Here is a 12,784-nt window from a genome sequence, read left to right on the forward strand (position 1 = left end):
TCATCCCTCCTTATGTTCGTCAATCATGCGTTTGATTTCCTCCGCTTCTTTCTCCGAAATCGTCTTGCCACCCAGAAAGGCGGCAATGAACCCCGGCAGGGAACCTTCAAAAGTCCGTTCTACAAAATAATCGGACTCCACAGCCTGACATTTTTCCTTCGGAACCAGCGAGGAAACGATGGTATCTTCATTTTTTAAGAACCCTCTCTCTGCGAGCTTTTTGATGACTGTATAGGTGGTCGACTTCTTCCAGCCAAGCCGGTCATGACTGAGCTTCACCAGATCACCGGAACGCACCGGCTCAGTCTCCCACACCAGAAGCATAAAACGATATTCACTGTCACATAATTTTAAATCCATTTTAAAACCCCCTTTACAAAATGGTCTATGAGAATAGACTTGCTTTTCTTTTAGTCTATAATAATAGACTTAATATGTCAATAGAGAAGAGGATTTTATGAGGAAAAACTTGTATCGCATGCGAAAAGAAGGTATTATCTTGAAGGAAGAATGTCGATCATGAAAGAGAAATGAGGTAGTATATATGAAGATCAGAAAAGCAACAATAGAAGATTTGAAAGCAATCACAGCTGTAGAAGCAGAATGTTTCCCGGCGGCGGAAGCGGCTACGGAAAAAGATTTTGAAGGAAGACTTACTGTTTACCCGGATTATTTCTGGCTTCTTTTTGACGGGGATACACTGGTGGGATTTGTTAACGGAATGGTGACCGATGAACCGGACCTGGCAGATGAGATGTATGAAAATGCATCGCTGCACAAGGAAGACGGAAAATGGCAGATGATCTTCGGAGTCAATACGATTCCGTCGTACCGGAGACAGGGATGTGCCGAAAAGCTTCTCAGGCAGGTAATTGCAGATGCCAGAGAACAGGGAAGAAAAGGCGTGGTGCTTACTTGTAAGGATAAACTGATTCATTATTATGCCAAGTTTGGGTTTGTGAATGAAGGTGTGTCAGAATCGGTACATGGGAATGTGGTGTGGTACCAGATGCGGTTGGAATTTTGATGGGGAAGTGCTGTTATGTGAAAGATAAATGGTTTTTCTTTTGAAGTTTGCAAATATCAGCCAAAAATAGTGGAATTTTTTTGTTTATACTTTCATATAATAAATGTACATTTTGTACAATATTGACATTGTGTACGCAAATTGTTATAATGGAGGTATATAAGGAGATGATGGATATGTTAATGGAACAGGCAACAACAGTAAGAAAAGAATGGAGTTCTGTCTGCGACAGCGTGATTCATGATAAACCGAAATTTATTAAGCGGACCAGGGATAAGATGTGGTTCTCAAATCTGGAAACGATGTCTGAAATTCTGGAAGCGTATCATTTTACTGCAGATAGATTTGTGGAAGAGGATGGCACAGTCACGTTATCCTTAAATGAAATTGATTTAATTGAAAATGGGTGCACGGAACCAGAGGCACGAGAATTGCTGGGAAAGTCTATCTTAGAGTATTCGGCAGAGTATTATGATGATTATGCGTTGTATTCACGTAGTCCAAACAGAAAAGGACATGTGCCGTATATCTTCAAAGCACTTATTATGGATGATCCCAAGAAGATAGGGGAGAGTATTGAATGCCGAGATGGAAAGAGCTAAAGAGATTTTGTGAGCGTGATGGCAAAGATACGGATCATTATTTTTATCGGAAGATAGACGATGACGGAAGCATCAGGATGACGAAAGTTTCTAAAGGTTCAGGAGAGATACATACAAGAATGTGGAAGGAAATATTGAAGAAACAATTAAAAGTGACACAAGAATATTTCAATGAACATATATAGTTACTGTTCACACAGTAGCCAGCATTTACTGCTGGCTACGTGCCAACAGCGTACATGAGTCATATATGGTCGGAACATACTACAAATCCACTCATAGTCTTGACAATCCCTTCATGAATATGATACGATTTTCAAAGACAGAAAGAGATAGTCGAACAAAATATGACAAAAGCAATGACGAAGAGAGTAAGCTTTTTGGACTTCTACAGAGAAATCCCGTATGCTGAGAGGGATGGAGAAAGATCAGCCGAACATGGCTTCCGAGCAGCGCACCGAACAGGAAGAAAGGTGATTCCATTTTCCCTGCAAGGCTGCGATGGGTTCCGCCCGTTACAGCGGATGAGTGCAGATGCACTTACAGAGACTCTGATCCGTGAGGGTGAGAGTGAAGTAGAAGTGGTAACACGGTAATAACCCGTCTTCTTATTTTTAGGAAGACGGGATTTTTTTATAAAGAGAGGGAATCAAAATGGCAGATAAACCAAAATATTACATTACAACTGCGATTGCCTACACATCAGGCAAACCGCATATTGGAAACACTTATGAAATCGTGCTTGCAGATGCTATCGCACGTTACAAGAGAAGTCAGGGATACGATGTCTTCTTCCAGACCGGAACAGATGAACATGGACAGAAGATAGAGCTCAAAGCAGAAGAGGCCGGAATCACACCAAAGGAATATGTGGATAACGTAGCCGGAGAGATCAAGCGGATCTGGGATTTGATGAATACTTCCTATGACAAATTTATCCGTACAACCGATGATTATCATGAGAAAGAAGTACAGAAGATCTTCAAGAAACTGTACGATCAGGGCGACATTTACAAAGGATATTACGAAGGAATGTACTGTACGCCGTGTGAATCTTTCTTTACAGAGTCACAGCTTGTAGACGGCAAATGCCCGGACTGCGGACGCCCTGTACAGCCGGCAAAAGAAGAGGCATATTTCTTCAAGATGAGCAAATATGCGGATAGATTGATCGATTACATCAACACACATCCGGAGTTTATCCAGCCGGTATCCAGAAAGAATGAGATGATGAACAACTTCCTGCTTCCGGGACTTCAGGATCTTTGTGTATCCAGAACATCCTTCAAATGGGGCATTCCGGTAGACTTTGATCCGAAGCATGTCACTTATGTATGGCTGGATGCGCTGACAAACTACATCACCGGTATCGGTTATCATTGTGACGGTGAAAGCGAAGAATTATTCAACAAGAACTGGCCGGCAGACCTTCATCTGATCGGAAAGGATATCATCCGTTTCCATACCATTTACTGGCCGATATTCCTGATGGCTCTGGGACTTCCGCTTCCGAAGCAGGTATTCGGACATCCGTGGCTTCTGCAGGGCGACGGCAAGATGAGCAAATCCAAAGGAAATGTTCTGTATGCGGATGAACTGGTAGATTTCTTTGGAGTGGATGCGGTACGTTACTTTGTTCTGCATGAGATGCCGTTTGAAAATGACGGTGTAATTTCATGGGAACTGATGGTAGAACGTCTCAATTCTGACCTTGCAAATACACTTGGAAATCTGGTAAATCGTACCGTTTCCATGACAAATAAATACTTCGGCGGAACCGTAACGAATAAAGGTGTGACAGAAGAAGTGGATGCAGACCTGAAAGCAGTGACCGAAAATACACCGGTTCTGGTAGAAAAGAAGATGGATGAACTGCGTGTGGCAGATGCCATGACGGAGATCTTCAATCTCTTCAAACGCTGCAACAAATACATTGACGAAACCATGCCGTGGGCACTGGCAAAAGATGAAGCGAAGAAAGACCGTCTGGAAACCGTACTCTGGAATCTGATCCAGAGCATTTCCGCAGGCGCACGCCTTCTCGAATCCTTCATGCCGGAAACTTCTGAGAAGATCCTGGCTCAGCTCGGCGACGGACATGTAGTAGAGAAACCGGAAATTCTCTTCCAGAGACTGGACATCAATGAAGTCCTTGCCAAAGTAGAAGAACTTCATCCGCCGGTTGAGGAAGAAAAAGAAGAAGACGAAAATGTGATCGATATCGAAGCAAAACCGGAGATCACATTTGAAGATTTCGGAAAAATGCAGTTCCAGGTTGGCGAGATCATTGCCTGCGAAGAAGTAAAGAAATCCAAAAAACTTCTCTGCTCTCAGGTGAAGATCGGAAGCCAGGTAAAACAGATCGTATCCGGGATCAAAGCACATTACACTGCCGAAGAGATGGTCGGAAAGAAAGTAATGGTACTTGTAAACTTAAAACCTGCAAAACTGGCAGGCGTTCTGTCTGAAGGAATGCTGCTCTGCGCAGAAGATGCAGACGGCAATCTGGCACTGATGACACCGGAAAAACCGATGCCGGCAGGAGCGGAAATCTGCTAGCAATTTTGGGGATAGGTTCCTTGACTCACTTGTGAGTGAGTCAAGGAACCTGTCCTCCCTAACTCGAAAATGAAGAAATAAATCTAAGTATTATCTTGAAACCAGGAGTACTATCATTGAGTTTGGAATATGGGGAATTCCCGTTTTTATGATTTACATTGAGGAGGCATATTCAAAAAAGACTATGTTTCTTGCACTTGTTATTGAAACAATCATTATGCTTTTAGGTTTGCTGGTTGTTTATGTTAAATATTATAAAAGAGCTTTGATTTCCAAGTGGAATAAGTGGAGAGGAAAATAGAGCAGTGATGGGAGACTTTGTTAATCTCCTGATCACTGCTTCATTATTATTAATGTGGCTGTGTGACGGAAAACCCGTCCCTTAGTCACCTAGAAGAACCGCTTCTTATCCAATTTAAAGATAATCCCCAGCGCCGTATAGCAGATCAGGATAACGATCACTCCATATGCCAGTGAAAGCCCCATCTTATATTCCTGCATAGCGGTCACCATGGAAATTGAGATTGGTCGATTGAATACACCGTAGAGCAATGCGGACATGGTGTATTCTCCCAGTGACCGAATCAGTACCAGTACGCCACCGGCCATAATTCCGGGAGCAATATTCGGCATGATAATACGGAAAAATGTATGAGCCATGTTGGCTCCCAGGCTTTTTGATGCTTCCTCGAGATTCTTGTTTAATCCCATAATAGCCACTTCGTTGGAGTTAAGGAGCAGCGGGATGGAATTAATCGTATAAGCAATCGGAACGATGTAAAACCCGCCGATCAAGGCATTCCCAAAGGCAAAGATACTTTTCTGGCTGAATGCGTTGATCAGATTGATGGCTACAACGCTTGCCGGCATGGTCCACGGGAGCATGAGCAGGACTTTGAGGAAAGCGTGGAATTTGCTTTTGTATTTTACGATCATGTATGAGCTTGGCACGGTGATGACAAGACCGGCTATGACTGCTATGGCAGACATTTTCAAGCTGTTGATCAGTGGTTTCAGTACTCGCGTTTTCTGGAAGATCATCAGGTAGTTTTCCAACGTAAATGTATGCGGGAAAATATCCTGCATGATGGAGCTTGTCGGGACGAAGGAAAGGTACACAATGGTGATGATCGGCAATAGGATCAACAGGATCTGAATAAAAATGATGATCCGGCTTATGAATGACAGCAGGCTATGCGTTCCCTTAAGCGGCGCAATCGCTGTGCTTCGGTCCGACGCATAGTTCCCATACCGTTTGCTGTAATACTGGATCGTCAGCATCACGATCATGCTGATGAGAAATAATACAACAACTTGAACAGATGCCATTTCCATATGATTGTTGGCCTTTGATTTTACGATTTGCGTGCTCAGCACCTTGAAGCTGCCTCCGATCAGATTCGGAGCGGAGAAAGAGCTGATTCCGGATGCAAATGTCACAATCACGGAGGAGAGTACAGCTGGGGTGATGACCGGCCAGATTACGTCTTTGAAAATCTGGAACCAGGAGGCACCCATACTTCTTGCCGCCTCGATGCTGGAATTGTCAACATATTTCATGGCTACATAGACATTTAAGTAAAAGTAGACGTACTGTGTATACGTTACCACGAAAACGATGGCACCAAATCCCTGAAACTGAAATGGAATCTGCTCCAGGTGAAGGAGATACTGGATTCCTTTGGTCAGGATTCCACTCTCGCCGTAAAGCTGGATAAATGAGATTACGGTGATAACACCTGGAATCATCATCGGACTGAGCAGCAGAATGTGAACGAACTTTTTCCATTTACCGGCGAGAAAGGTCATATACATTGCCAGCATAATTCCGATGGTTCCGCAAGTCAGTACGGATGCGGCTCCCAGAAGAACCGTATTTCCGATAACTTTTCGCTGGTTTGGATTCTGAAAAAATTCCCGGAACACGTCAAGCCCATAACCGGAGTCCGTTTCCAGTGCCTGCATGAAGGTGTGGAAAAACGGAACGATGATATAGCCGAGTATGAGGAATCCGAGAATCAGATACCATAGATAGCGGAAAATGCTTATTTTATCCTTTTTCATATCTTCTACACCCCGCCTATATTTGCAACTTTAACAAAACAACTGTCATTTACATGCCAGATTTTGGAAATATCTCCACGATTAATCTCGATAACGCGGTATGTGTTATCCGTTGTGGTAACCGTGTATTCATAATACATGCCGGAAAATTTGACTTCTTCCACGCGGGCAGGGATTCCGTTCTGCGGATCGTGGGAAATCGCCATATGTTCTGGTCTTACAAAGAGATATGGGGCGTCAGTGTGGCCGCAAATTCCAAAGTCTTCATAAAGATTCTGGGGGACTTTGTTGGATGTGCCGACAAAATTTGCCACAAATTCCTGGTTTGGATGATTGTAAATGTCTTCCGGTGCGCCCATCTGCAGGACTTTTCCGTCACGCATTACCGCAATCTGATCGGAGATGGAAAGCGCTTCCTGCTGATCATGGGTGATAAATAATGTGGTAATTCCGGTTTTTTTCTGGATGGCACGGATCTCTTCGCGCATTTTCACGCGGAGCGCTACATCCAGATTGGACATTGGCTCATCCAGAAGCAGCATCTGAGGTTCAATGACGAGAGCCCTTGCGATGGCAACCCGCTGCTGCTGACCGCCGGACAATTCATTAATACGCCGGCCTTCCAGTTCTTTCAGACCCGCAAGATCCATGTAGTAGTCGCATTTCTCTTTAATTTGGGCTTTGGACTGTCTCCGGATTTTCAGACCGTAGGATATATTTTCGCGAACGGTCATGTTTGGGAATAGTGCATAATTCTGGAAGACGATTCCCATGTTGCGTTTTTCCGGTGCCCATTCTGTGATGTCGGTATCTCCGATCAGTACCTGCCCTTCGGTTGGGCGGATAAAACCTGCCAGTATACGCAGAAGAGTGGTTTTGCCACACCCGGACGGGCCGAGAAGTGTGAAGAAATCCCCTTTCTTAATGGTGATATCTACAGAATCAAGAACTCGGGTCGTGTCAAAGCTGTGTGAAATATTTTTTAGGATAATGTCACTCATATTTTGTTCCCTCATAGAATTGAACATACAGAAATAGTGGAGCAGCGCCCCACTATTTCCAAATGTTTATGGTGTTTGCCGATTGGTATCAATTAATTGGACTGCACGGTCTTGTTGCCGTCAATATAATCGGTTTCCCATCTTTCCAGTGTTGCAGACTGGTTTGCGCTGATATCAGCCCAGTCAAGAGTCATCGGAGCATATCCGGTCTTCATCCATTCCGGAGCACCTTCCAGAGCAGCATCGAGAGCCGGCATACGGTTGAAAGAATTTGCAACCATTTCTTCACATTCCTTGCTTCCCACGAATTCTACGAAAGCGGCTGCAGCATTTGGATGTGGTGCATTTTTAATTGCTGCGATACAGTCTGTGATTGTGATTGCGCCGCTTGTTGCATCTACGATTTCAAGAGGCATGCTGTTGTTGTCTCTGTTGTCAATGATGTTGTCAAGTACTGCGATAGAGATGGCTGCTTCGCCTTTCCCGATAGCCTGGAACATCATGCTTCCGCTGTTGTAGTAATTCTTGATATTTGCATTCAGACCTTCGATGTATTCCCATGCAGCTTCTTCGCTTTCATTTGCGGTATAGTAGCTTACGAGAGCGGCGATGGTGGAACGCATAGAAGAGGAAAGAGAATCACGCGTGATGATCTTTCCTGCATATTCCGGTTTTACCAGATCGCTCCAGTCCTTCGGAGCTTCTTCTGCTGTCATTAAGTCGGTGTTGTAGAACATCACAACCGGTGTTTTATAAGTTCCGTACCAATATCCGTCTGCATCTTTGAAATCATCCGGAAGATCACCAGCCCATTCAGGCTTTGTCGCTTCATAGCATCCTTCATCCTGAAGAAGCATATAGGTTGCAGTATCACCACCGAACATGATGTCTGCCTGCGGGTTGTCTTTTTCACTTCTGACACGGTCGGCAAGTTCACCCTTCAGGTTGATGTATTCAACCTCTACACCGGTCTTTTCGGTAAATGCGTTGCAGATTTCTTCTAACATGTCTTCTGAATGCGTAGAGTATACAACGAGGGAATCTTCCAGTTCTGCAGACTCCTCTGTCTTGGAATCTTCCTTTTGGTCTTCTGTTGTTGTGCTTTCTTTGCTTCCGCAAGCTGCCAGTGAGAATACCATCATACCGGCAAGCAGTGCTGCAAGTAGTCTTTTCTTCATAATTGTCCTCCCAATAATTTTATATTTCGCCTCAAGGGCATGACAATTATAACGCACTATAGAAAATAATGCTAATAAATAAACATTACAGCACTATTTTATAGAAAAAAACTATATTTCAGCTTCAAAATATCAAGAAACGTAATATTTAGTGGGAAAATATTGAAATTACTAATTATGTATTCAAGTTTTCAGGCTCGATTGACATTTAGAAAAAAGAAATTTACGATAGAAGCAATAGTAAAATGGAAAAAATATCGAGGAGAAAACTATGAAAGCACTAGAGAAGGAGGAACTCTTACGGGCAAAGATTCCCTGTGAAGAGACAGGCATTACGGTTAAGACCGGAATCTGCGGATTCTGTGGGGGATCATGTCTGGTGGATGCCTACTGTAAAGACGGAAAAGTGATCAAGGTAGAAGGAAATAAAGATATGCCCGGTTCGAACGGGCGAATCTGCGTGAAAGGGGCTGCGCTGAAGCAGTCACTTTATCATCCGGATCGACTGTTGTATCCGATGAAACGTCTCTGGAACGGGAGCAGGTTGCCGTATTAGGCGCAGACACCGTGTACTATCAGGCACCGGTAGTAGAACCGATGGGAGAGGCGAGGAGCGATATGGATGTGATTACCGGATTGGCAGAAAAACTGGGAATTACAATCGGAGGAGAAGAACCGATCAGGTGCCATGAGGATTATCTGAGGAAATCTGTTTCGGCGACAGGACTCACATTGGAAGAAATCAGGCAGGCGCCAAAAGGAATCAAGGCAAGGAAAATCATGCCGGGGCGCACATCGGAACAGATTCTGCAGGTGAAGACACCGAGCGGAAAGATTGAATTTGTCTCTAGCATCATGGCGTCATGTAATAAAGAAGGAAATGAGGCACTTCCGGTTTACCATGATTTCAGGGAAAAACTTCCGATGGACGAATACCCGCTGATTCTGACGACAGGCAGCAGAAAACCACAGCTCTTCCATTCCAGAACCTACCGGATGTCGTGGCTTGCAAATCTGGAAGAGTATCCGCTTGTTGAGATTCATCCGGATGATGCCCAAAAACTGGGGATGGAAGACAATGAGATTGTAATGATAAAGACACCGGTAGGAAGCATGGAATTGACACTAAGCATCAATTCGTCCTGTCTGCCGGGAGCAGTGAATGTATATCATGGAGCGGGAGATAAGGACATCAATCTTCTGATTGATGATAATTATCTTGATCCGGTATCCGGATTCCCGGGATATAAATCTTACTGCTGCAGACTGGAAAAGAAGGAGGTGCACCATGAGTAGAGTTGTATGTGATCCGGCACTGTGTTCGGGATGCCTTGCCTGCGTAGTAGCCTGTATGGATCAGCACTATGATGAAACGAAGGCCGATGCGGTTTCACCCCGGATCTATGAGAAACGTACATCCCGGAAGAGCGGGCTTGTGAGCTATATAACCAGAAGCTGCCTTCATTGTGCGGATGCACCCTGTATGGAGCAGTGCCCGATGAAGGTGTTTGAACGGACGGAAAATGGATTTGTTGTCGCATTGCACAAAGAAAAATGTATTGGCTGCAGAACATGTGCGAGAGTCTGTCCGCATGATATTCCGAGATATGATAAAGAAGGAAAAATCGTAAAATGTGACGGCTGTGCAACCCGGGTGGCCTGTGGACTGGAACCGGCGTGTGTGAGGGCGTGCAATACGGGAGCGCTTCGCCTCGCAGAATAAAGGAGGAAGGAAGAAATGAAGAAAAAAGGATTTTGCGGCATCTGTCCGGATAAATGTCCGATTGAAGCTACTGTAGAGGACGGCAGACTGATCAAAGTAGAACCCGACAGGGACTGCCCGGGAGGGCGTGTCTGTCCGCGTGGGGCATTATCTCCACAGATCGTTTATTCAGAAAAACGGATACGGAAACCACTGATCCGCAACGGAGAGAAAGGAAGCGGAGCGTTTCGGGAGGCCACTTGGGAAGAGGCTTTAGACGCAGCGGCAGCCGGATTTATGAAAATTAAAGAGCGATATGGTGCAGACGCATTGGTAAGTTATGTGGGCAGCAGCGGAAGAGAAGCAGCAACGATGCGATGCTTTAACGGAGTGAATGCATTTTTTAAAAATCTGGGATCCCATAACGATATGAGCTGTGGATGTATCTGTAATGTCTCTTCTAATATGATGACACCTGTACTGACCTATGGTGTCCCGACGCCGAAGCTTTATCAGGATATTCCGAACAGTGAAGTCGTATTTATCTGGGGGAAAAATTCAAAAACAGATTCCGGACCGCTTACTACACTGGAACTGGTAAAGGCAGCAAAAGCGCGCGGTGCAAAAATCATTGTGATTGACCCGAGAGGAGAAGGAATGGCAGAACTTGCCGATTGGTGGATTCCGGTGATTCCGGGAGCAGACGGAGCACTCGCGGTTGCGATGCTGAAGATTATTGTGGAAGAAGAACGATATGACAAAGTATTTGTTAATGAATATACAAAAGGGTTCGATGAATTTGCAGGATATCTGAGAACGGTTTCCCTGGAAGAAATGTCAGAGTGCTGCGGTATTTCCATGGAAGACATCCGCAAATTAACAGATATTTTCTGCAGTACGACAAAGATTTCACTGATTTCATACACAGGACTGGAATATCAGCTGAGCGGTGTACAAAATAACAGAGCCATCCAGATACTTTGGGCGATCACCGGGAAAATCGATGTTCCCGGCGGAATCTGTATTGCTTCTAAGAAGAATCCGACGATTCCTCTACGACCGATGGAAACTGTGGAAGATGCTGTCGGTGCGAAAGAATTTCCGCTTTACAGCAGGCTTACCGGAAGCGGACAGTTTGTGAAAATACCGGAGGCGGTGCTGCATGACGATCCGTATCCGGTGCGGGGAATGCTGATCTGTGCAGCCTCTCCGGCCATCACATATCCGGAACAAAGCCTGTGGCACGAGGTCTATAAAAAGTTGGATTGTCTGGTGGTTCTCGACCGGTTTATGACCGATGATGCAAAATATGCTGACGTGATTCTGCCTGCCACAACTTATTATGAAGATCAGTCGGTCGTTCCGGTTCAGGGTGGCATGCGTCTGCGTAACCGAATCATAGAACCGGTCGGAGAGGCCAAAAGTGATGTGTTTATTTTACAGGAACTGGCGGAGCGAATGGGATTTGGAGACGCATATCCGAAGAACGATGAGGAGCTTATGCTCTGGATGTGCGGTGGCAACGAGCAACTGCTTGACCGGCTTAAGAAGAGTGAATATGGTGTGGTCAATCCACCTGAAATCCAATATGAAAAATATAAGACCGGAGAACTGCGCGAGGATGGTAAGCCGGGATTTCCGACTCCTTCCGGGAAATTTGAGATCAGTTCGACTTATATTGCAGAATGCGGTTATACACCGTATCCGAAATATGAGGATATCCGTTCTGTCAAAGAAATGGGAAGCAAAGAAGAATATCCACTCATTATGACAACAGCTGCAAGAAGTGCCCTAAGGTTTTGCTCATTTGGACCGGGATTAAAGGAAATAGCCGAAAGAGAACCACTTCCAACAATTGATATGAACGCAGAAGATGCAAAACGTTATGGCTTGGAAGATGGAGAAGAAGCAATCGTAGAGACAGTCTTTGGAAAAGGTGAATTCAAAGTACGCATTTGCCCGATGGCAAAAGGCAGTATACATATTGCCGGCGGTGCAGGAAGCTTCTATATGGAAGGAGAATGGAAGAAACATAATGTCAATGAAATCTGCAGTATGAAGTATTCAGATCCATTGTCCGGATTCTTGACATTCAAATCCGTACCTTGTAAAGTGACAAGTATAAAATAAAGAACATGGAGGATACTAACATGGAACGCGTTGAAAAATTTTTAAAAGAAGCAGAAACATATTATCTCGCAACGATGGACGGAAACCAGCCAAGAGTCAGACCTTTTGGAACGGCGCATATCTTTGAAGGAAAGTTATATATACAGACCGGAAAAGTGAAAAGTGTGTATAAACAGTTGAAAGAGAACCCGAACGTAGAAGTCTGCGCATGCATGAACGGAAAATGGCTTCGCGTATCAGGAGAATTGGTAGAAGATGACAGAAGAGAGGCAAGAAAATCTATGTTGGATGATTATACATCTCTTAGAGCCATGTATTCCGAAGATGATGGAAATACAGCAGTATTTTATTTTCAGAATGCAACTGCAGTATTCAGCAGCTTCACAAGTGAACCGGAGACGATTTGTTTCTAGTTTGTTTTGGGGGGGGGGGTGGGGGGGGGGGGGGCGGGGGGGGGGGGGGGGGGGGGGGGGGGGGGGGGGGGGGGGTGGGGGTGTGGGGCGGGGGCCCGGGGCCGCGGG

At 44.9% G+C, this 12,784-nt stretch carries 14 protein-coding genes; 10 read left to right on the top strand and 4 right to left on the bottom strand.

Translation table 11 applies throughout. From position 1 onward, the window contains the following. Positions 1 to 360 carry a BlaI/MecI/CopY family transcriptional regulator gene (locus ACTNBF_RS12530; RefSeq protein WP_291817187.1) on the bottom strand — a complete coding sequence of 120 codons (360 nt, stop codon included), beginning with the start codon at positions 358 to 360 and terminating at the stop codon, positions 1 to 3. Between the two features lie 184 nt (positions 361 to 544). On the opposite strand from ACTNBF_RS12530, the gene ACTNBF_RS12535 reads away from it, so the two are divergent. The 5 genes from ACTNBF_RS12535 (at position 545) to metG (ending at position 4,188) form a co-directional block, all read left to right on the top strand. Then, entirely contained in the window at positions 545 to 1,027 is a 483-nt protein-coding gene (locus ACTNBF_RS12535; RefSeq protein WP_291817189.1) for a GNAT family N-acetyltransferase, read from the top strand. A 176-nt stretch (positions 1,028 to 1,203) separates the two neighbouring features. Then, positions 1,204 to 1,629 carry a hypothetical protein gene (locus tag ACTNBF_RS12540; protein WP_427820131.1) on the top strand — a complete coding sequence of 142 codons (426 nt, stop codon included), beginning with the start codon at positions 1,204 to 1,206 and terminating at the stop codon, positions 1,627 to 1,629. Then, positions 1,608 to 1,814: a type II toxin-antitoxin system HicA family toxin gene (locus ACTNBF_RS12545; RefSeq protein WP_441089391.1), complete on the top strand. Its 207-nt coding sequence runs from the start codon at positions 1,608 to 1,610 to the stop codon at positions 1,812 to 1,814. The genes ACTNBF_RS12540 and ACTNBF_RS12545 overlap by 22 nt, the downstream gene beginning before the upstream one ends. Positions 1,815 to 1,976: 162 nt before the next feature. Next, positions 1,977 to 2,225 carry a hypothetical protein gene (locus ACTNBF_RS12550; protein WP_441089392.1) on the top strand — a complete coding sequence of 83 codons (249 nt, stop codon included), beginning with the start codon at positions 1,977 to 1,979 and terminating at the stop codon, positions 2,223 to 2,225. 58 nt (positions 2,226 to 2,283) lie between these two features. After that, entirely contained in the window at positions 2,284 to 4,188 is a 1,905-nt protein-coding gene (gene metG / locus ACTNBF_RS12555) for a methionine--tRNA ligase (protein ID WP_427808794.1), read from the top strand. Between the two features lie 390 nt (positions 4,189 to 4,578). Here metG and ACTNBF_RS12560 read toward each other — a convergent pair whose 3' ends face one another. From ACTNBF_RS12560 to ACTNBF_RS12570, 3 genes are all read right to left on the bottom strand, one after another. Beyond that, on the bottom strand, positions 4,579 to 6,252 hold the full coding sequence (locus ACTNBF_RS12560) for an ABC transporter permease (RefSeq protein WP_441089393.1): 1,674 nt from the start codon (positions 6,250 to 6,252) through the stop codon (positions 4,579 to 4,581). Positions 6,253 to 6,257: 5 nt separating this feature from the next. Continuing rightward, the gene (locus tag ACTNBF_RS12565; RefSeq protein WP_441025998.1) at positions 6,258 to 7,253 is read right to left on the bottom strand and encodes an ABC transporter ATP-binding protein; all 996 of its coding nucleotides are present in this window, start codon (positions 7,251 to 7,253) and stop codon (positions 6,258 to 6,260) included. 92 nt (positions 7,254 to 7,345) lie between these two features. Then, the gene (locus ACTNBF_RS12570; RefSeq protein ID WP_427808790.1) at positions 7,346 to 8,431 is read right to left on the bottom strand and encodes an extracellular solute-binding protein; all 1,086 of its coding nucleotides are present in this window, start codon (positions 8,429 to 8,431) and stop codon (positions 7,346 to 7,348) included. Positions 8,432 to 8,702: 271 nt separating this feature from the next. Between ACTNBF_RS12570 and ACTNBF_RS12575 the strand changes: the two genes are divergently transcribed. From ACTNBF_RS12575 to ACTNBF_RS12595, 5 genes are read left to right on the top strand one after another with little or no spacing between them, the layout of a single operon-like run. Beyond that, positions 8,703 to 8,987, top strand: a complete 285-nt coding sequence (locus ACTNBF_RS12575) for a hypothetical protein (protein WP_441017181.1) — start codon at positions 8,703 to 8,705, stop codon at positions 8,985 to 8,987. An 11-nt stretch (positions 8,988 to 8,998) separates the two neighbouring features. Next, positions 8,999 to 9,727: a molybdopterin dinucleotide binding domain-containing protein gene (locus ACTNBF_RS12580; protein ID WP_441089394.1), complete on the top strand. Its 729-nt coding sequence runs from the start codon at positions 8,999 to 9,001 to the stop codon at positions 9,725 to 9,727. Then, positions 9,720 to 10,154 carry a 4Fe-4S dicluster domain-containing protein gene (locus ACTNBF_RS12585; RefSeq protein WP_441089395.1) on the top strand — a complete coding sequence of 145 codons (435 nt, stop codon included), beginning with the start codon at positions 9,720 to 9,722 and terminating at the stop codon, positions 10,152 to 10,154. Before ACTNBF_RS12580 ends, ACTNBF_RS12585 begins: the two co-directional genes overlap by 8 nt. A gap of 15 nt (positions 10,155 to 10,169) precedes the next feature. Further along, positions 10,170 to 12,263 (top strand): molybdopterin-containing oxidoreductase family protein, encoded by a 2,094-nt coding sequence (locus tag ACTNBF_RS12590; protein WP_441017174.1) that lies wholly within the window; start codon positions 10,170 to 10,172, stop codon positions 12,261 to 12,263. Positions 12,264 to 12,283: 20 nt separating this feature from the next. Next, a complete protein-coding gene (locus tag ACTNBF_RS12595) occupies positions 12,284 to 12,676 on the top strand; it encodes a pyridoxamine 5'-phosphate oxidase family protein (protein WP_427820138.1) in 393 nt (130 codons plus the stop codon). The last annotated feature ends 108 nt before the right edge of the window (positions 12,677 to 12,784 follow it).

The organism is Bariatricus sp. HCP28S3_A4 (assembly GCF_052066395.1).
Classification (GTDB): Bacteria; Bacillota; Clostridia; order Lachnospirales; family Lachnospiraceae; genus Allocoprococcus.